At 58.8% G+C, this 20,411-nt stretch carries 16 protein-coding genes, 1 tRNA gene and 3 riboswitches; of the genes, 2 read left to right on the forward strand and 15 right to left on the reverse strand.

What is annotated here, in order from left to right; translation table 11 throughout:
- Positions 1-2 precede the first annotated feature (2 nt).
- From ACSQ36_RS28205 to ACSQ36_RS28225, 5 genes are all read right to left on the reverse strand, one after another.
- Positions 3-950, reverse strand: a complete 948-nt coding sequence (locus ACSQ36_RS28205) for a respiratory chain complex I subunit 1 family protein (RefSeq protein ID WP_213765705.1) — start codon at positions 948-950, stop codon at positions 3-5.
- 237 nt (positions 951-1,187) lie between these two features.
- Positions 1,188-1,258, reverse strand: a riboswitch (Fluoride riboswitch).
- 48 nt (positions 1,259-1,306) lie between these two features.
- Entirely contained in the window at positions 1,307-1,675 is a 369-nt protein-coding gene (locus ACSQ36_RS28210) for a DUF190 domain-containing protein (RefSeq protein ID WP_213765704.1), read from the reverse strand.
- A 491-nt stretch (positions 1,676-2,166) separates the two neighbouring features.
- Positions 2,167-2,844 carry an MgtC/SapB family protein gene (locus ACSQ36_RS28215; protein WP_213765703.1) on the reverse strand — a complete coding sequence of 226 codons (678 nt, stop codon included), beginning with the start codon at positions 2,842-2,844 and terminating at the stop codon, positions 2,167-2,169.
- A gap of 25 nt (positions 2,845-2,869) precedes the next feature.
- On the reverse strand, positions 2,870-3,319 hold the full coding sequence (locus ACSQ36_RS28220) for an NUDIX hydrolase (RefSeq protein WP_436184967.1): 450 nt from the start codon (positions 3,317-3,319) through the stop codon (positions 2,870-2,872).
- Positions 3,320-3,625: 306 nt separating this feature from the next.
- Positions 3,626-4,048 carry a hypothetical protein gene (locus ACSQ36_RS28225; RefSeq protein ID WP_436181452.1) on the reverse strand — a complete coding sequence of 141 codons (423 nt, stop codon included), beginning with the start codon at positions 4,046-4,048 and terminating at the stop codon, positions 3,626-3,628.
- On the opposite strand from ACSQ36_RS28225, the gene ACSQ36_RS28230 reads away from it, so the two are divergent.
- Both ACSQ36_RS28230 and ACSQ36_RS28235 read left to right on the forward strand, forming a co-directional pair.
- On the forward strand, positions 4,047-5,294 hold the full coding sequence (locus ACSQ36_RS28230; RefSeq protein ID WP_436181453.1) for an ISL3 family transposase: 1,248 nt from the start codon (positions 4,047-4,049) through the stop codon (positions 5,292-5,294). The genes ACSQ36_RS28225 and ACSQ36_RS28230 overlap by 2 nt on opposite strands.
- Before the next feature lie 25 nt (positions 5,295-5,319).
- Entirely contained in the window at positions 5,320-6,123 is an 804-nt protein-coding gene (locus ACSQ36_RS28235) for an HAD-IIB family hydrolase (RefSeq protein ID WP_213765702.1), read from the forward strand.
- A gap of 135 nt (positions 6,124-6,258) precedes the next feature.
- Here ACSQ36_RS28235 and ACSQ36_RS28240 read toward each other — a convergent pair whose 3' ends face one another.
- From ACSQ36_RS28240 to fdnG, 10 genes are all read right to left on the reverse strand, one after another.
- Entirely contained in the window at positions 6,259-6,588 is a 330-nt protein-coding gene (locus ACSQ36_RS28240; protein WP_436184508.1) for a DUF190 domain-containing protein, read from the reverse strand.
- 377 nt (positions 6,589-6,965) lie between these two features.
- A riboswitch (Fluoride riboswitch) is annotated at positions 6,966-7,032 on the reverse strand.
- Positions 7,033-7,075: 43 nt separating this feature from the next.
- The gene (locus ACSQ36_RS28245) at positions 7,076-8,638 is read right to left on the reverse strand and encodes a MutS-related protein (protein ID WP_436184509.1); all 1,563 of its coding nucleotides are present in this window, start codon (positions 8,636-8,638) and stop codon (positions 7,076-7,078) included.
- Positions 8,635-10,170, reverse strand: a complete 1,536-nt coding sequence (locus ACSQ36_RS28250) for a MutS-related protein (RefSeq protein WP_436184510.1) — start codon at positions 10,168-10,170, stop codon at positions 8,635-8,637. Before ACSQ36_RS28250 ends, ACSQ36_RS28245 begins: the two co-directional genes overlap by 4 nt.
- A 300-nt stretch (positions 10,171-10,470) precedes the next feature.
- A riboswitch (Fluoride riboswitch) is annotated at positions 10,471-10,534 on the reverse strand.
- A gap of 597 nt (positions 10,535-11,131) precedes the next feature.
- Positions 11,132-11,227 (reverse strand) — tRNA-Sec (locus ACSQ36_RS28255).
- A gap of 37 nt (positions 11,228-11,264) precedes the next feature.
- Entirely contained in the window at positions 11,265-13,178 is a 1,914-nt protein-coding gene (selB, locus tag ACSQ36_RS28260; protein ID WP_436184511.1) for a selenocysteine-specific translation elongation factor, read from the reverse strand.
- Entirely contained in the window at positions 13,175-14,611 is a 1,437-nt protein-coding gene (gene selA / locus ACSQ36_RS28265; RefSeq protein ID WP_436184512.1) for an L-seryl-tRNA(Sec) selenium transferase, read from the reverse strand. The genes selB and selA overlap by 4 nt, the downstream gene beginning before the upstream one ends.
- 13 nt (positions 14,612-14,624) lie before the next feature.
- Positions 14,625-15,620 (reverse strand): formate dehydrogenase accessory protein FdhE, encoded by a 996-nt coding sequence (gene fdhE, locus ACSQ36_RS28270; protein WP_436184513.1) that lies wholly within the window; start codon positions 15,618-15,620, stop codon positions 14,625-14,627.
- Positions 15,621-15,698: 78 nt separating this feature from the next.
- Complete coding sequence (locus tag ACSQ36_RS28275; protein WP_213765695.1) at positions 15,699-16,355, reverse strand: formate dehydrogenase subunit gamma; 657 nt, start codon at positions 16,353-16,355, stop codon at positions 15,699-15,701.
- A complete protein-coding gene (fdxH, locus tag ACSQ36_RS28280) occupies positions 16,342-17,274 on the reverse strand; it encodes a formate dehydrogenase subunit beta (protein ID WP_436184514.1) in 933 nt (310 codons plus the stop codon). The genes ACSQ36_RS28275 and fdxH overlap by 14 nt, the downstream gene beginning before the upstream one ends.
- Positions 17,275-17,283: 9 nt before the next feature.
- Complete coding sequence (fdnG, locus tag ACSQ36_RS28285) at positions 17,284-20,352, reverse strand: formate dehydrogenase-N subunit alpha (protein ID WP_436184515.1); 3,069 nt, start codon at positions 20,350-20,352, stop codon at positions 17,284-17,286.
- Positions 20,353-20,411: the final 59 nt, after the last annotated feature.

Consider the following 20,411-nt stretch of genomic DNA (forward strand, 5'->3'; position numbering starts at 1 on the left):
GGTCACCTAAGCTGGTTGGCGGCGATCGCAAGCACCGCCAGCATGAACGATGCAGCAAGCGGCTCCTGATAACGGAAGAAGCGCAAGCGGGATTGCGCCGTCTCGACCAGCACCACGACGAGTGCAATCATCAGCATGCGCAGGAAAAGCCCGATCGCGGCACCCAGTACACCTAAGGCCGTACCCCGTTGCGAAAGTCCCCACGGCAACGTCAGCACATTGCAAAAGATGGTGTAAAGAATGAACTGCTTCATCATCGACGCCCACTTGAGCAGCGCGAGAAGTGAACCCGAATACTCGAGGATGCGCGCCTCTTCGATCATGTACACCTCGATGTGCGTGCTCGAATGGATCGGCAGACGGTCTGTTTCCACGAGCAGCAAAACAAAGAAGGCGAACACGAGAAAAAGGTGTGCCGGACTCCAGTACACGGAGGGTTGTGCCACCAGCAGGTGGTTCACGACGAACGGCAGCATGGCTTTGGCGAGGAGCGTAATACCGACCAGCACGAGGATGAGCGTCGGCTCCGCGAGGATGCCAAGCATCACCGAGCGGCTCGAGCCAATGCCGCCATAAGCGCTACCTGAATCAAGCCCCGCGAGTACAACAACAAACGACCCGAGCGTCAGGATGAGGCCTCCGCCCAGGATGTCGCCCATATCGGATAGCGGCAGCGGAAAGTCGGTGAGCACCGGGATGAGGATCGGTACCGTGAGCATGCAGGTGAACGCCACGACGGGCGCAGCCCAGTAGATCCACGAGGCGGTTTCGGGTACCACGAGTTGCTTGTGGAAGAGCTTCCACAGATCCCGATACGGTTGGAAGATGCCAGGGCCCCGTGCGCGTTGCACACGCTCTTCCCATTGCAGGATGACGCCCTGCAGCAGCGGGGACACTGCGATGACGGTTACGACCTGGGCCACCTGGAGAGCGATGTCGCGTGTGCTCATGCGCCCTCCGCTGAAACGAAGGGCTCGCTTGCACTGCGATGTGGACGCGTCTCAACGCACGCGCGGATCGCCAGACAATGACGCGACCAGACGCGGTGGCGAAGGCAGGAACGACTGCAACACGGCGACTCGCTGATACATCCCATATTCTTGTGTTCTTGTAGGCAACAATATGCCCGGGATGCTCAAACAAGAAGAGCCGGCGTAAAAATGCCTACCGGCCCCGAAGCGCCCGGGGACCATGTAGGCATCATTAGCCGCTAAGCTGCTAGCGGCGGTTAGGGAGGAATGCCATCTCCGCCAGATTCAAACTTGAGTATAGGTGACGCGCCGATGTGTGCAAGGTCGGCGTCCAACTATCTAGGCGAGCGGCCGTAGAGCGAAAAATGCTTCGACGGCTTAGGCGGTAAATCATCGCCGATGATTCCGAACTCGATGGGAAAGCGCGTATAGAACACGTGCACGTTTTCGGCACGCACGACATTCAGAATGTGCTCGGCCTCGTCCTCCGTCACAGCAAGAATGATCTGCAGCGGCTGATCGGTGAGTTTCAGCATGTGCGCCGCGTGATGCGCACCCGCGTGGCCGATGCCTTCTGCGCAGCTGATGACGGTCGCACCGCGGATCCCAAGTTGGCGAACCTCGTGTAACAGCCACTCGCATACGGTCTGGTGGCCATGCTTGCGGTTCTGCTCGGTATAGAACGTCAGTTGATAGCCGTTCATCACCCACCTCCCGTGGCGCAATGGGCGCCTCCCGCCGCGAGAGGTCCGCTGTGCGGTGCTACGACACGCTACCAGACTGACAAGGGCCCCTGCCACTATTCATTCTAGTTCATAGGTCCGGTGACGCACGATTGTGCAGTGCGATATTGGGCGTACAGCGCGAGCGATACCGCGCGAGCAATAACGAGAGGTATCGCAGCTTCGGCGAAATCCGGTGCGTGTCAGCGTCGACACGTATCGGAAATGTGTTGAACAAAAGCAATATTGAAAGCGCTGGCCTCGGTGATCGGGGTGATCGGGGTGCCATGCTGATTCATCCTGCAACAACTCCATTCCCGGTTTGGGGTTGAGCGGCCACAAGTGAACTTCGGCTCAAGCAAAACGACCGTCTCAACGCTTGGGGGCACCGGACATTGTTATGCCGCTGCCGCTCACGTTAGCTCGCCGATTAGCGCTCCATATTCATATGTACGCGTCATGGCCTTCCACCTTCAACTGCCATTCCTGCATTCACGGACACCCGACATTGCTGCCAGCCGTGTACGGATCGTCTCGAACTCACTGGCTGCCGCTCGCGATAGCCCAATCTGTACGTGGTCGAGTTCAGGGTCGTCTTCAGATTGCTGGACGATGAACTGCTTGACTCGAACGCTTCCCTTACCCAGAGCGTTGTGAACACTGTCGAGTGATACGCTGCCGCGCTCGACCAGGAGGGTTATGTTGCGCTCCTGTTTGACCGCAATGAATCGACGCTCCAGCGGCTTCACTCCGGCAAGAATGATAAAGATGATGACCGTCGCGCCGACGGCTGCGGTGTACATGCCGCCACCGACCGCCAGACCGATTCCTGCGACCGACCAGAGGCTGGCGGCGGTGGTCAACCCGCGCACGATTTCGCCACGCAGCAGGATCGACCCCGCTCCCAGGAACCCAATGCCCGATACCACCTGGGCGGCGACCCGGGAAGGATCGAGCACGACGTTCTTCGCTCCCAGCACATCGGCAAATCCGAACGCAGAAACCAGCATCATCAACGCCGCACCGACACATACAAGCATGTGCGTGCGCAAACCTGCCGCCCAGTTCATTCTTTCGCGCTCAAAGCCGATGACGCTGCCGAGTAGAGCCGCCAGGAGGAGGCGAGATAGAAGCTCGATATTGCCGATCACGAATTACCCCTTTGATAGCTTGGCTTTAGGCCCGTTGTGAAGCCGTGTCGGCGACATCAGCGGCGGTTGGCCCGTTCCGTTTGTCGGTGACCGCTGACAGCGTTTCACCGTGAGTCTCGTGCGTGCAAAAGAGATCGACGATTTCCCGGGTCGGTATGCTGGTGATGAGCGTCGATATTTTTATCGGGCTGAACCATCTACACCTCGAAATTTCGTTACGCGGTTCGGGGGACGCGTCCTGAGGAAGATCGACGAAGAAAACGAGATGTCGTTTGCTGAGACCACCAAACTGGAACAGGTACGTGAACGCTGTACCAACGAGCGAAGTCTCTTCTTCCAGCTCGCGCCGGGCGGCGTCCAGCGGCGACTCGGAACACTTTATGGTGCCACCGGGCAACGACCACCGTGACCGCGTGCGCGCGACCAAAAGTACCTTGCCGTCCCGACTGCATATGATGGTCGCCCTGGCTTTCATTCTCTCCCCTCCCCTATAGGACGCGCGGCTGCTGTGTTTTAAAGGCGGATTATGGACCATGCGCGGGCGTCCGATCAGCGGCAGGCAGAGGCCGGCCCATGTCCGGTCGCCGGATCGATTGTCGAACGCGTTCGTTGACAGAGGTACAGCGGGCATTGGGCGGCTTGGCGAGTCGTTCAGCTCGCCTTCAGCTTTCGTCATAATAAACAATCCAGAAATGGGAAGAACGGTCCTCGCGTCGACCTTCATAATCGGTGTCATTTATTTTAGGATCGTCGGGGGAATCTGTGGGTGAAATCGATGGATTCAGGCGGCGTTGAGGAAACAACATAGCTTTCGGCAGGTGGCATCGAAGAGGCCTTGCTCGCGCTCAGAGCGGTCATCCAGGAGTGGGCCACCGTCTTGCTCGTCGATATACCGTAACAGTATTGAGCGGGCGTCCAGCCTCCTGAGTTCGCGGTAAAGCTGCCGCTCTTCAACGAGACGACCACCGAGCATCCAGATGAAGTCCCGATGCTGGTGCAGGGTTTTTCGGCTGTAACCGCTGTCCAGAAGATGCAGGAGATACGGTGTGAATATCTTGACGAGATCCTGTCCGAACGGAATGTCCTGTTGCTCAAAGCTCCAAGACTTGGGCCAGTTTTGCAGGTCGGGAACGAGTCGTTCAAGAGCGCTTGATTCGGGTGTGACAATGGCGGTATTACCGACGATTTTTCGCTTGCTAGCCATGCTTTTGACCCGCTTGCTCAATTCCTGTCATCATTTCCCCGGTTTCGTTTATGAAGGGGCGCGGCTGTGCGACAGGACGCAGACCATTGAGATTGACGTGCGCCCACGTAAGGGATCCAAACCAGTTTGTTCGTGCTGCAACGAGCGCGCAAGCGGCTACGATACGCTCGGAGAACGTCGCTTCGAGTTCATCCCAATCTGGGGTTTTGCCGTCATTCTGCTGTATTCGATGCGTCGTGTCGATTGCCGTCGGTGTGGCGTAAAGGTTGAGACGGTACCGTGGGCTATCGGCAAGCATACGTTGACCAAGGCATACATGCTTTTTCTGGCCCAGTGGGCTCGTAAGCTGTCGTGGAAAGAAACCGCGCTGAGTTTCCGCACCAGCTGGGAGAAGGTCTTCAATGCCGTGGAATGGGTAGTCGACTGGGGGCTGAATCATCGTGAGCTCGGGACGATTCGCGCTTTCGGCGTTGACGAGATCCAGTATGGCCGAGGGCACCAGTACCTCACGCTCGTCTACCAGATCGAGGCCGGCCGCACGCGACTGCTCTGGGTCGGACAGGAACGTACTAAGGAGAGCTTCGCGAAGTTCTTTGCGATGATCGGCAAGCCGCTGTGCGAGAAGGTCGAATTCGTGTGTTCCGACATGTGGAAGCCCTATCTCGAAATGATAGCGCGTCATTGCCCGAACGCCCTGAATATCCTCGACCGTTTCCACATCGTTGCCAAGATGAACAAAGCGATCGATGAGGTGCGAGCCGATGAGGCCAGGCGCATGTCGCGTGATGGCTATGAGCCTGTTCTCAAAAAATCCCGCTGGTGCCTGCTTGCGCGACGCGAGAACCTTACTGGCAAACAACGCGTTCGCCTGCGTGACCTACTCCAGTACAACTTACGTAGCGTACGTGCCTATCTGCTCAAAGAAGAATTCCAGCAACTCTGGGACTACATCTCTCCTGTCTGGGCGGGCAAGTTCCTCGACCAGTGGTGCAAGCAGGTGATGCGCTCACGCATCGAGCCGATGAAGAAGTTTGCCCGGACCGTGCGCTCGCACCGGGATCTGATCCTCAACTACTTCCGTGCCAGAAAGCAGTTCTCCAGCGGCGTTATCGAGGGGCTGAACAATAAGGCCAAAGTCACTATGAGAAAAGCGTACGGCTTCCGAACCTTCCGAGCCACAGAAATCGCGCTCTATCATGCACTTGGCAAGCTTCCCGAGCCTCCATCCACCCACACTTTTTACTGACGAACCTTATTTTATGAAGAAGAACATGCAGCAATTGTCGTTAGCTCCAGGCGATCAATTCTCCACCGTCCAATTCGTACTCACCGACATGGACGAGACATTGACCTATAAGGGACGCCTGGCCGCAACCACATACATGGCTCTCGAACGGTTGCAAGCTCAGGGCATTCGGGTGGTACCTGTTACCGCCGCTCCCGCTGGTTGGTGCGATCAGATGGCGCGGATGTGGCCAGTCGATGGCGTTATTGCAGAGAATGGCGGCCTTTTTCTCAGACGAAGCGGCAACGGACACAGCGTCGAGCGGAAATACTGGCATGCGCATGAGAGTTTTGCAGACATGCGCAAGCAGCTCCAAACCATCTCCGGAATTGTCGAAAAGGCAGTGCCTCAGGCACGACAGGCGGACGACCAGGCCTTTCGGTTGACCAGTCTTGCATACCGGCGTTCCGGGACCGATTTGGATGACCGCATCGTCGAAGCGCTCATTGACGCGGGGGCTAATGCAACCCTCAATAACCTTTGGGTGCTGGGCTGGATTGGTGGCTACGACAAGTTGTCGATGTCGCTACGGGTGCTTGCTGAGACATTTGGGATTGGCGCAGAAGTCGCAACTGAGTTGGTCGCTTATTCCGGCGACTCAACTAATGATGCGCCGATGTTCAGCTTTTTCAAACATACGGTCGGAGTGAGCACCGTAGTTGATTACCTACCGCAACTGCCAACGCCGCCCGCATGGATCACCCGCGGTCCGGGCGGCGCCGGATTCGTCGAGTTCGCGGACGCGATCCTTGGGGCACGCCTGAACGTGCCCAGCGGAACCTCCGCGTGAAGCATTTGTTCGTTTTCGTCACCGTAGCGGACAGATCACGACCGTTTGATGTGGCTGAGTCCTTCATCGGGATCTCGATGATGGCGTTGACCTCATGGGGTACCTTCTCGCCAGTCGGAATAGCATTGAAGCCCATTACGCGCCTCCCTTTGCACCAAGCACTTCGTACTCGATAGGACACCGGGTATAGAAAAGTGGAACACCGCCCTGCTTGAGGCGGTCGAGCAACGCATCGACGTTCGCGTCCTCGGCCGCCACAGTGACCGCCACCGGCTGGTCGACCAGTTCGAAGAAACGCGCTGCATGATATTTGCCATGTGCATCGATAGCTTCGGTCACTTCGATCACAGAAGCACCATGAATATTGGCCCTCTTCGCTTCGTCCAGGATCCAATCGACCATCGTCATATGATTCTTGCGATGGCTCTGGTTAGCTGCGAACACCGTTAGCTGACTGCCTTTCATGGGTAACTCCGATTGGCTCAAGGGAGAAATAAGAACCAACGCTGCGCGCAGGCACGCCGCAGCGAAATGCGTAGGGACAGCGGTATAGGCAGGAGCATCTTTCGCGCTGCACACAGAGCGCGCCATGTGCTGGGCCGCAACGGAGGCGAGGCGTGCCCGCGCGCCGCTTGCGGACAGTGGCCAAGGTCGCGCCGGCTGCATCCGGACGAACCGGCCGTGCGCGATTGGCGTCGGACAATGCGTTGCAATCCGATACGGCGGACTGTGGACGCGCGAACTTGTGAAACTATAGGGATATGCATATGAACCCGATTCGAGCGATGTCAAATCTGGGCAGCAGGACCGCGCGAACACACGCCTACAGCTTCCTGACCCAGGAACTTGTAGGCATCATCAGCCGGCCTGGCCGGCGGTTCGCGGAGGAATGCCATCTCCGTCAATCGAGTTTAACACTCGTAATTGACCACTGCGCGTGGGATACGCGTCCTTACGGGTCCGATTCTTCAACTTTCGACAGACTGACGGAGATGGGCTCAGCATGTGCTTCCGATTCGTCTTTAGAGAGGAATATTCGCCTGTACAGATCTTCCCCATAGCTGGTTTGCAAGGGTTCAGCCTCCGTCAACTTGAATGTACGCTCGCCGTCCGCACGGCGCTCCGCTCTCAGGAACATCATGCTCTGCGCCTTCTGCTCATGCAGCCCGTGAGCCAGCGCGTACAGATGCGTCACCAGTACAATTTTTACGCGCTTTCGCAACAACGCCGCGATGATCTGGCGTGCGATCTCGGAACCTTCGCGCTCGTTGGTTGCCGCGAATGACTCGTTGCACAGCAGCAGCGAGTGTTCACGAATGTGATCGACGATTTCGCTCATCCGCTTGAGTTCCTCATCGAGCTTTCCGCTCTTCATCGACGCGTCTTCCTCGCGCTTGTAATGCGTAAAGATCCCGTCGCATACGTTCGCCGAAAACGATGCCGCCGCTACGAACATTCCGCATTGCATCATGACCTGCGCCTGCCCGACGCCGCGTAAGAACGTCGACTTGCCGCCTTGATTTGCACCGGTGATGACAACGAGGCCGCGGCCATCCCCAGTTACGTCGTTGCCGACAGGGGCATGCGCGGTGCGCAGTGCCAGGCTGGCGTCGTACAGCCCATCAAAGGCGAGCCTCCTGTCAGTGCGTTCGCGTGGCACGGGAACGCACACGGCCAGGCGCAGGCGCGTCAGTTGGTGGTGCAGATTGACGCATCCGATGTAGAAAGCCAGTTCAGTGCGCAGCATCGTGAAAAAGCTGAGTATGTGTTCCGCTGACTGGGCAAGTGCATTCGCGACGAGATTGATGCCGCGTGCCTCCAGGTCCGACACTGCTCTGGCGCCGGCCTCATCCCGGTCCGCGATGTGAAACGTCAACGAGCGCGGCCGTTTTGCGAATAACCGCCTCAGAAGATTGGGATCCTTCTCGTGAGGTTTCCGAAGCACGTAGTGGATTCCCTTGTTGCCCTGGCCCAGTCCCGCACTGATCAGCACGCCGTGGTTGAACCTGAGCTCCTTGAGGCAACGCTGAATTGTCACGAAATACTCGTCCGTTAACTCCCGCTGGATCATTGAAAAAAATTGAGTGAACCCTTCCGATCGAAACTGCGCCGCCTGCGTGTCGGCGAGATCTCGTATCTTCTTCAACACGCCCACGAATTGCTGAATCAGGTCACGTGCGCCGTGCAGCACCGAACCGGGTGACCCAGAAAACACCCCGTAGTAGCACTTTCGCTTCGTTTCAATCCCCTCGATCGCGATAGCGTATATCTGCCTCACTACCGCTTCGAAGACGATGCAATCGCTAACGATTGCCTGACGATAAGTAATTTCGTCCAGATTGATGGAACTCGCTGGGACCACTCGTTTGGTCACGTCGCAGACAAACGCATCGCCCTGCGCCATGGCCTGATAGAGCGCGTTCAACTCCAGGTCCTGTACGAGCGCCGCCTCATTCCACACTGCCTCCTGGCACATATCCAGGTCCCGGTCCCGGTATAAAAGATGGGCCTTCATAGTCCGAGCCGCTCCGTCAGATGATCATAGGTCAGGCCATAAAGCGCTGCGACCGACACTGCATACGCCCGGCCATCGGCGGGCCTTCTTCTCACCCGGAAGGTGCGGGAAGCCGGGTCTTCGGGCTTGACTTCGCTCACCATGCTCACTGCCCGTTCGTCGAGATGAGCGAGCTCTTCGATAAAGGTCACGCAAACGCACAAGGCATCGCGTTCCAGTATCTCGCCGATGATTTTCTTGCTCAGGAACAGCGCGTCGGTCAGCGTTGTAGAACTGAATATTTCGTTCATGATGATGACGCTTCGTGACGTGGCATGCGCCAGGATTTGATGGACACGCATCAGGTCGTCCTGGAGCTTGCCGCGCAGATCTTTCGTATTCTCTTCGCGCTCGAAGTGCGTAAACAACTGGTCGCACAGAAAAAGCGCAGCGTTCCGGCCTGGTACCGGACAACCTATCTTCGCCAGGTAGTGCAGTTGGCCGAAGGTGCGGGCAAAGGTCGTTTTTCCACCGTTGTTGGGACCCGATACGACAATCAGGCGTTCTTCGCCATCGAGATGGCAATCGTTACAGACCACGTGTGATTTTTCGATCATGAGCTTGTACGCGAGCGCCAGATCGAACGTCTCGTCGCAGTGCATCGCTTTGCTGGTTGACGACATCCGTGGATAGCAAAAGCTCAAACCCGCTGATTTGCAGATGCTGACGTAGTCGCGGTACGCCAGATAAAACTGAACTTCACGATCGAACGTCTGGATCGTGGCGTCGAGATAGTCCGCGTTGTTCGCGCAATACGTAGCGAGTTCGACGAACACCTGAGGGTGCAACTGCGCGACGAAATCCAGTACACGGGCTTCCACATGGTTCATGTCCAGCCAGTCGCGCAGCTCTGCGCTGTGATCCTTAACCGTGCCTTGCTTGAACTTTCCGAAGATACTCAGGACGTCGGCACTCTGATCGATCTCTGCATCATAGTGAAGCACCGTGACCGAGCTCCCCTTGACGCGAATGCAATATCGGATCGCCGCCAGACTCTCCTTGATATGGACCGCATCATGCATGAGCGACCGAAAGCGAGCTGATGCAACATACCCGCTCAGCGTTCGATGGAACTCTCGCAGACCTTTCGATCCGGGCGCCGCCAGCGGCAAATCATGGGCAAAAGTATCGAGTGTCTTGCAATACACCGCGATCGCTTCGAGGCGCCACCACTCACTTTGCATCCGGTAGTGAAGCTTCTCCGCCTGTGCCAGATGCTGGCGCATCTTGCGCATGCCCGCAGCGAAGGCGTTGATGCTGTCGAGCACGGCTGCATTGTCGAGATCCTGCATGACCTCATGCCGGTAGGTGATCGCTTCCTCGCGCGTCAGTTCGGTATGGAAGAATGGTTTCAGGTTGTAATCGTCCCGTCCCAGCGTGACCGCCGAGACGATCTGATCGAGATTGAGGTCGCCGAAAAACGGCGGCTCCGGCGTATCGTCGTGCCTTGGGCCGTCTTCCGGCTTTTCGAACAGGATGCTGTGAAAGACCACGCGTATCCCCTTCTTGTTTGAAGACTACATCCCCCCCGCAGATCAACGCGGCCTATACTCCGGGCAACGCGCACCCTTGCGCCCGTATCGAGCGGAATGTCCTAAGAGAGGCCCGTAGGCCGATAGTCGAGAGATAGCCGACCCATCATGCTTCCTTTCGACGAGCAGCCTGCGCAATCAAATCGGATTGCGAAGAGACCGGACGGACGGTGATGGAACTGGGATCGTGCGCCGAGCTAACGACGGAGCATGTTTTAAGGCAAGTGAAGCCGTTGGACGCGCGCCCACAGTGCCATACCCAGGCCTGTAGGCATCATCAGCCCGTTGCGGGCGGTTACGGAGGAATGCCATCTCCGACGTCAATTCAAAGTCTACGCCTCGCAAGATGCAGGGGCAACCCCTTGCCAAGCAGTGGTCGGACACCTGTTTATTCCGTGAGGGGTGTCCGGGTCGCCGTATCCATTCCATGTGGTTTATCCGCGCGACCGGCATCTCAGTTAGCGTTTGCGCATCTTCATCGATTGGCTCGCGGAGATGTTCGGCGAGCTGGATTTCGCTGGACAGGTTTCATAGCGAGAGAAACGATCGCTTGTCGCACTGCTCTTACCTCGAGGGTTTGCGATCTCACCATTCGCTCAAGCTCGATGCGTTGTTTGCTGCTCGATTCTATCGGTCTCGCCGTCCTCGTGACTCGCTCCATCGTCGGTACAAAGAGCATGACAATGGCAAGACACATTGGCTCCCTTGATTCAGAGGCACTACACCAGGTGCAGTTCGCAGCGTATGCTCTTGAGCCCACCAGTAATGGCATGGAGACCAATGCCACAACATACTTATGGGAGCGGGCGCCAGATATAAAAAAATGTATTTTTTGCCGTCTTTTATTGAACCGATTAACTTCCATTCGGAAGTTTTATGATTACCGCTACAGCGTCGATTGAGAGCGTCTGATTGCCTTGACTGGCGGAAGGCAGCAGGAGTCGAACCGACCAGAGAGCGTCTGACGCCCTCTACTGGGTTTGAAGCCCAGCCGCACCACCGGATGCGTATGCCTTCCTTCGATAAAACATTAACCACCTACCGCTGTCGATCAGTCAGAGCAGATCCAGCCAGCGGCTGTCCGTGCGCATGACATGCAGGTCACGGTGAAAGCGAGTATACCCAACCCGATCGAAGAACTCCAAAACCTGGATCGCGCGTTTGCGGCCTAGCGCCGTGATATCGCGGAAAGGCGCGGCCGCGAGTTGGCCATCGCTCCTGCTCGCTTCAAGCGCCGCCATGGTTGCCAGCTCGCGAATCGCCTCCCGATGATAGAAAAGATCGCGTACGACCTGGAACACTTCGCCCTGACGCGCAAGCTTGCGCATCAACTGGCGCACGCGCTCCTCAGGCAAACCGTGCGCGGCCGCAAGATCGCGGACCCACGGCGGATTGAAGCGGCCGGCCTGCACTGCCGGCAACAACTTGCCGGCAAGCGCCTGCTCTGCATCGTCCAGCGTGACCGCGTGGCCCGGCAGATGCAGCCATGGCCCGCTCTTCACGATATCGCCGCGCGAAGAAGTGTCGTCGATCAACGCGCGCCACAACGCATCGTCTGCCAGCGGTGCGACCATCCTCCGTAAGCGCGATGAATCCGGACCTTGTTCATCGGGCGAACGCGCATGGAATTGCTCCAGCACAGCAACCACGCGAGCCGTCAACGCGCGCCATGCAGCATCCGCGACCAGCAGGGCGTCGTCGCCGGATAAAGCGACCTCATGCGTCCCGGCGGGAAGTCGCAGCGCCGCTGCCGGCATGCCGGTCAGATGCTCCAGCAACGAGCGCGAAAGACCATGCGGCGCCCGGTCCAGCAATGCGTCGAGCGCGCCCGTGTCGAGCATCGCCTGCATTGCATCGAGCCAGGCCAGCCGCTCAGGCGTTCGACGTTTGCGCGCGGGACCAAACGGATCGAGCACATGGCCCCCGCCTATCGTCCGGTTCGCCTGCGCGTTTCTCACGATAAACCGGTCCCCCGGCACCGAACACATCGGCCGCTCGAACACGAGTTGTACGCGCGCGGTATGCCCCGGAGCCAGCGACTCGCCATCAAGCAACGCCACGTGCGCGACCTGATGCTGCGTTCCCAGATGCACATGCAGCGGCGCCCAATGCTGCAACGTGACAGCGGCGTCGGATAACAGGTTCAGCGTGACATCAATACGCTCCGACGCCCGCGTCAAACGCGGGTCGACGATCCAGTCGCCGCGATCGATTGCAGCCTTCTCGATGCCTGCGAGATTCAGCGCGCAGCGCTCGCCCGCGCGCCCCGCGGTAGCCGCGCGGTTCTGTGCGTGGATGCTGCGCACGCGCACGGGTTCGCCTTCGGGCGCAAGCAGCATGGTGTCGCCGGCATTCACGCGTCCCGAGACCACCGTGCCCGTCACAATCGTGCCTTGCCCGGTCAGCGTGAATACGCGATCGATGGCCAGCCGGAACAGCCCGTCATCGCGACGCAGCCGCCAGGCCGCAGCCGCTGCTCGCAAGTGCGCGTTCAATGCGGCCACGCCGGGGTCATCGACGAGCGTCGCGTTGGTGTCGAAGACAGGTGCATTCTTCAACGTGCCGCCGCTCAGGAATGCCTGTATTTCCTCATGCACCTCAAGCAAGCGCTGCGCTTCAACACGATCGATCTTGGTCAGCGCAATGGCGCCCTGCTTTACGCCGAGCAACTGCAGGATCGCCAGATGCTCACGTGTTTGCGGCATCACGCCATCGTCGGCGGCAATCACGAGCAACGCGTAGTCGATACCGCTCGCCCCCGCCGTCATCGTGTGGACAAGTTTCTCGTGTCCCGGTACGTCGATCAGGCCGAGCACATCGCCGTTATCAAGCGGTACATACGCATAACCCAGTTCGATCGAAATGCCACGCGCTTTCTCTTCTTTCAGCCGGTCAGTGTCCACCCCGGAAAGCGCGCGTACGAGCGTGGTCTTGCCATGATCGATATGTCCTGCCGTCCCAACGATCATTGCGCACCGCCCCGACCCGACAACTGCGCGACGAGTTCCGCCTCATCGGCCGCTTCGAGGCAACGCAGATCAAGACACAGGGCATCGTCGGCTATACGCCCGATGACCGGTCGTGACATTCCTCGCAGGACTTTTTCAAGCGCAAGCAACTGCCGGCCACCGCGTTTGCCATCCGCCATCCTGACAACGAGGCCGTAGCTCGGCAGCACGTCGACGGGCAACGCGCCGCTGCCGATCTGGCTGAACATCGGTTCGACGGCGACCTCGTAGCGCTCACCCGTCATTCGCTGCAAGACAGGTTGCAGACGTTCGGCCGCGGCGCGCATGACGTCGGCGGGACGCGTGAGCAAGCGCAAGGTGGTCAAGCGCTCCGCCAGCATTTCCGGCGCGCGATACAACTGCAGGACGGGCTCGAGCGCGGCGAGCGTGAGTTTGCCCACGCGCAGCGCCCGCTTGAGCGGATGTTTCTTGATCTTCGCAATCAGGTCCCGGCGGCCGACGATCAAGCCCGCTTGCGGGCCGCCAAGCAGCTTGTCGCCGCTGAACGTGACGAGATCCGCGCCCGCGAGAATGGTTTCAAGCACGGTGGCTTCACGCGGCAAGCCCCATTGCGTGAGATCGACCAGCGTACCGCTGCCCAGATCGACCGCTACGGGCACGCCGCGCGCCCGGGAGAGCGGCGCCAGCTCCGCGACGCTGACCTCCTTGGTGAAGCCGCTAATGGCGTAGTTGCTCGTATGCACTTTCATCATCAGCGCCGTTCGCGGGCCGATCGCTTCGTCGTAATCCTTCAGATGCGTACGATTCGTGGTACCGACCTCGCGCAGCTTCGCGCCGGCGCGGCTCATGATGTCGGGAATACGGAACGCACCGCCGATTTCCACCAGTTCCCCGCGCGACACGATCACTTCTTTCCTTGGAGCCAACGCAGACAACGTCAGCAGCACCGCCGCCGCGTTGTTGTTGACCACGGTCGCCGCTTCAGCACCGGTCAGTTCGCAGATGATTTCATCGATCAGGTCGTCACGGTCGCCGCGCTTGCCGGTGTCGAGATCGAATTCAAGGTTCGACGGCTGCGTGAGCGCCTTGACCACCGCGCTGATGGCCTCGTCAGGCAACAACGCGCGGCCGAGATTGGTATGCAGCACCGTGCCGGTCAGGTTGAACACGCTGCGGAACTTCGCCCGCGCGCGTTCCCGCAGGCCTTGGCCGACAGAGAGCGCAAGTTGCGGCACCTCGAGTGAAGCAACCAGCGCCTGACCCGCCTGCGCCGCCACGCGCCAGTTGTCCAAAGCGCCGCGCAATCCCGCCAGCACCTGCGAGCGGCCGAACGCTTCAGTCAGCGCCAGGAAATCCGCCGACGTCATGACCTGCTCCACCGAAGGCACACCTGCCATCAGCGCCCGTAATTCGACGCTCGTTACATCGCTCACAAGCCGATCCTTTTTAATTGGACTTGTTGGGTTGGTCCGTTTTTTCGTCGACTTGTTCCGGCCAGAGCCACGGATGTGGTGAAGCACGCCGATACCCCTCCTCGCCCATCAGCAAGTCCAGCGTCAGGCTGGCCAGATCGTCGGCAAAGGGTTCGAAATCGTAGTCCTTGTCCTGATAGCCGATCTTGCGATACGTATGGCATTCGTCGCACGATTCAGCCTTCAACGGGGCCTTCTTCGATTCGGCTTCCTTCGTCGGCGTATCGGCGTCCGGGCTTCCCAGCGCGTGATAGGCGATGCCTTTCGTCGAATCGCAATTCGAGCATTTCGAGCGGACCATATGCCACTCGGTCGCGCACAAACCGCATTGCAGAAAGCGGTAATTGTCATACGCGCCGCCCACTCGCACGGTGCTCGCCACGGGATGCGACCCGCAGACCGGGCATAGTCCAAGCGTTTCCAGATACGGCACATCGCGCTTGTCGATGTCTGCGGCGAGATCGGTCCAGACCACTTGCAGCGCAGCCGATATGAACGGCGCGCTTGCCGGATCGACTTCGGCGAAGCGTTGCGCGAAGATCGCGTCGGCTTGCGCTTCGAGCGACTCTGAATCGAGCGATCTTAGTCTTGCGATCAATTGCTCAAGCGCGGGCGTAAGCGGGCCGGCAGCTTGCAGTTTATTCAACAGGCTAAGCAAAACATCTCGCCAGGCGGGATCACGCACGCCCGAGAGCGCGGGAATCAAGGGCATGGAATGCGCTTGCGCGCTTGCAATCAATTCGGCGCTCGGAGGCTTCGCCTTGAAGCTCGCGATAGTCTCCTGCTGCGCGTCCGCCAGCGCGGCCATCAGGCGCAGATAACCTGCTATGGGATTGCTGCGTTCGGCGAGTTGCCTTAGCCGCGCCGCGCGCGCGAGAAACACGCTCGCACGCTCAGGCGTGCGGATGCGGGGAATAGCCGACTGATCGAGCGACTCTATTTCGCCCGCTTCCAGGATGCGTTGGACCACGATTTTCGACCTCTTGAAACTGAAGGGCCGCCGCGTTTTTCTCGGGTGAAGAACGCCGGCGGCCCGCATACGTCGGACTCACTTTCCGATCGTTTCCTTGAACCATCGCGGATGATGCTTTTTCGCCCAGCCGTACGTCACGGTGCCACGCGTCATGGCGCCGATCGACCCTTTGATCCACAGCGCAGCATAAATATGCACCACGATTCCGACGATCAGCACGAACGCGGCAGCGGCATGAACTACGGCCGCGAGGCGAATGATCTCGATCGGAAAATAGATCGAGAAATAGCGTCGCCAGATCACTATGCCGCTTGCAAGCAACGCTAGCAGACAGATGACCATTGTGAAAAACAGCAGCTTCTGTCCTGCATTGTACTTACCAATGGCGGGCAGTTTTTCTTCACGATTGTTAAGCACGTCGTCAATCTGACGCATCCACTGAAGGTCGCTCTTGTCCAGATAGTTGTGATGCCAGAACCGCAGCGCAAGAATCAGGAACGAGAGAAACATCACGCAGCCAATAAACGGATGCAGGATGCGCGTCCATTGCCCGCCCCCTAAAAGCGCATACAACCACGACATGGCCGGATGAAACATGGCCAGCCCCGACAACGCCAGCAGGATGAACGTGATGGCGGTAATCCAGTGGTTCGTGCGCTCGTTCGGCGTATAGCGGACGATCAGCCCATTACCCCTTACGTCGCGGGGGATAGCGTCATTATCGTGTTTCATCGGATGGCTCCCGTGAACGGCGTGCTTCCTCGGCCTCATGTTGCGCTTCGGCTTCCTCCGCCTCCGACACCTCGTTCGGACCGACTCGCGTGTAGTGGAAGAATCCCGCCAGCGCGGCGACCACAATCCCGGCAAGCGCCAGCGGTTTCGCCAGCCCCTTCCACAGATAAACCATCGCACTGATCTTCGGATTCTGCGGCAAGCCGTGATAAAGATTGGCTTTATCGGCGTGATGAAGCACGTACATCACGTGCGTGCCGCCCACGCCGGCCGGGTCATACAGCCCGGCATTCTCGAAGCCGCGTTCCTTCAGATCCGCAATGCGGTCGGCCGCCTGCTGCTTCATGTCTTCCTTGGTGCCGAACATGATCGCGCCGGTCGGGCAGGTCTTCACGCAAGCCGGTTCCTGTCCAACCGCGACCCGGTCTGAACAGAGCGTGCATTTATACGCGCGATTGTCCTGCTTAGAGATTCGCGGCACGTTGAACGGGCAACCCGTCACGCAGTAGCCGCACCCAATGCAGTTCTCCTCGTGAAAATCCACGATCCCGTTCGTATATTGCACGATCGCACCCGGCGACGGACACGCCTTGAGACACCCCGGGTCCTCGCAATGCATGCAGCCGTCCTTGCGGATCAGCCACTCGAGATCGCCTTCAGTGTTCTCGTATTCCGAGAACCGCATGACCGTCCACGAGTGTTCGGTCAGGTCGCGCGGATTGTCGTAGACGCCGATTGAATCCCCTACTTCATCGCGCAAGTCATTCCATTCCATGCAAGCCGTCTGACAGGCCTTGCAGCCGATGCACTTCGATACATCGATCAGCTTCGCGACCGTCCCCGTGACCGGTACGCGAACCTGCGGTTCAGGCAGCGTCGTGGCGGAGAGACGTTTGATATCCAGTGATTGCAGTGCCATCTCTTCTCCTTATGCCTTTTCGACCTTGACGAGGAACGACTTGAATTCCGGTGTCTGCGAATTCCCGTCGCCCACGGAAGGCGTCAGCGTATTGACGAGATAGCCTGGCTTCGTCAGTCCCTTGAAGCCCCAATGCAACGGCAGTCCGACTGTCTGTACCTTTTTCCCCTCGATCATCAAAGGTTTGATCCGCTTCGTCACCACCGCCACCGCCACGATGTATCCGCGATTGGACGACACTTTCACGCGATCCCCCGCGACCACGCCCACCTCCTTCGCCAGATCCTCGCCAATCTCCACGAACTGCTGCGGCTGAATGATCGCGTTGAGGCGCGCGTGCTTGGTCCAGTAATGGAAATGCTCGGTCAGCCGATAAGTGGTCGCCGTATGCGGGAAATTCTCGTGCGTGCCGAATGCGGCCCGGTCGTCCGGGAACACACGCGCCGCCGGATTGCTGACAACCGCCTTGTTGTGCGGATGCATCGGGTTGTAGCCCAGCGGATTTTCGAACGGCTCGTAGTGTTCCGGGAAAGGCCCTTCAACCAGACCGTCGCGCGAGAAAAATCGCGCCACGCCTTCCGGATTCATGATGAACGGATTCATGCCGTTCTCCGGCGGTTCGTCCACCTTGAAGTCGGGAATATCCGCACCTGTCCATGCTTTTCCGTTCCAGGCAATCAGCTTGCGGGTGGGATCGAACGGCTTGCCGCTGACGTCGCATGACGCGCGGTTGTACAAGATCCGCCGATTCGCCGGCCATGCCCACGCCCAGTTCAACGTGTTGCCGATACCGGTCGGGTCCGAGTTGTCGCGGCGGCCCATTTGATTGCCCGCTTCCGTCCACGCTCCGCAGAAAATCCAGCATCCGCTGGCCGTGCTGCCGTCGTCGCGAAGTTGCGCGAAGCTCGACAACTGCTCGCCTTGCCTGGCGAGGACCTTGGTTTTGTCGGTGACATCGGTCACGTCCGCCAGCGCCTTGCCGTTGAACTCCATCGCGATTTCTTCGGGCGTCGGGCTCTCCGGATCGGCGTACGGCCAGCTCATGTTGAGAATAGGATCGGGATATTTTCCGCCCTGCTCCTTATAAGCGGTCCGCATGCGCAGCCACAGCCCGGACATGATCTCAAGATCGCTCTTCGATTCCCCCGGGCCTTCCGCGCCTTGCCAATGCCACTGCAGCACGCGGCTGGAACTCACCAGCGAGCCGCGTTCTTCCGCAAAACACGTGGTCGGCAAGCGGAATACTTCCGTCTGGATCTTCGATGCATCGACGTCGTTGAACTCGCCGAAGTTCTTCCAGAACTCCGACGTTTCGGTCGCGAGCGGGTCCATGATGACGAGCCACTTCAGCTTGGCGAGACTCGCGCCAATCTTAGACTTGTTCGGCGCCGCCGCGAGCGGGTTGAAGCCCTGCGCGATGTAGCCATTCATCTTGCCCTGGTTCATCAGCTCGAACACTTGCAGCATGTCGTAGGACTTGTCGAGCTTGGGCAGATAATCGTATCCGAAGTTGTTATCGGCGGTTGCGTTGGCGCCCCACCACGACTTCATGAAACTCACATGGAACGCGCGGTAATTGCGCCAGTAGCTCAACTGGTTCGGACGCAGCGGTTGCGTCGCGCGCTCCTTGATGTAGTTCTCGAAGTCCTGCTCACCTTCCATGGGCAGCGTCATGTAGCCCGGCAGAAGATTCGACATCAGGCCAAGATCGGTCAGCCCCTGGATGTTCGAGTGGCCGCGCAACGCATTCATGCCGCCGCCCGCAATGCCGATATTGCCCAGCAGCAATTGCACCATCGCGCCCGTGCGGATGATCTGCGAGCCCACCGAGTGATGCGTCCAGCCGAGCGCGTACAGGATCGTGCCGGCGCGTCCCGGTACGGCGGTCGATGCCAGCATCTCGCAGACCTTCAGGAATTTCTCCTTGGGCGTGCCGCAAATCTTCTCCACTTGCTCGGGCGTATAACGCGAGTAGTGCTGCTTCATCAGGTTGTACACGCAGCGCGGATGCTGCAGCGTGGGATCGATCCTGGCGTAACCGTCGTCGCCGCGTTCGTAGTCCCAGGTCGCTTTGTCGTAGCTGTGTTTTTCCGCGTCATAGCCGGAATACAAACCGTCGGTGAACGCGAAATCCTCGCGGACAATAAACGGAAAGTCCGTGTAGTTCCTGACGTACTCGTGCTGGATCTTGTCGTTGGTCAGCAGGTAATTGATCACGCCGCCCAGGAACACAATGTCCGAGCCAGTCCGGATCTGCGCGTAATAATCCGCGACCGAAGCTGTCCGCGTAAAGCGCGGATCGACAACAATCAACCTTGCCTTGCGGTGTGCCTTGGCTTCCGTGACCCACTTGAAACCGCACGGGTGCGCCTCGGCTGCATTGCCGCCCATGACCAGAATCACATCCGCGTTCTTGATGTCGACCCAATGGTTCGTCATCGCTCCACGGCCAAACGTCGGGGCAAGACCTGCCACCGTCGGGCCGTGTCAGACACGTGCTTGATTATCGAATGCGAGCATGCCAAGACTGCGGACAGTCTTGTGCGTCAGGTAACCCACTTCATTGCTACCGGCCGATGCTGCGAGCATGCCGGTGGTCAGCCATCGGTTGACCTTCTTGCCGTCTTCCGTCGTCTCGACAAAGTTGGCGTCGCGGTCCTCCTTCATCAGTTTGGCGATGCGATCGAGCGCATCTTCCCACGACATGCGTTTCCATTCATTCGATCCGGCCGCGCGATATTCCGGGTACTTCAGGCGGCTTGAGCTATGAATGAAGTCGATCAGGCTTGCGCCCTTGGGGCAGAGCGTGCCGCGATTAACCGGGTGATCCGGATCGCCCTCAATATGGATAATGCTGGACTTGGCATTTTTGGCGTTGTCGCCAAGACCGTACATCAGGATGCCGCAACCTACCGAGCAGTAAGGGCAGGTATTGCGGGTTTCAGTGGTGCGCGACAGCTTGTATTGACGGACTTCTGCTAACGCTGGCGCCGGTGAGAAACCCATGAGGGCCAAACTCGATCCGGCAAGCGTACTTGCTGAAACCTTCAGGAACTGTCGCCGGGACATTTGTAACATCGTGCGCCTCGGCGTTTTTAGGGACCGACATAATTATAAGGTCGGGCCAGGAATTACGC

The organism is Caballeronia sp. LjRoot34, assembly GCF_964253815.1.
Classification (GTDB): Bacteria; Pseudomonadota; Gammaproteobacteria; order Burkholderiales; family Burkholderiaceae; genus Caballeronia.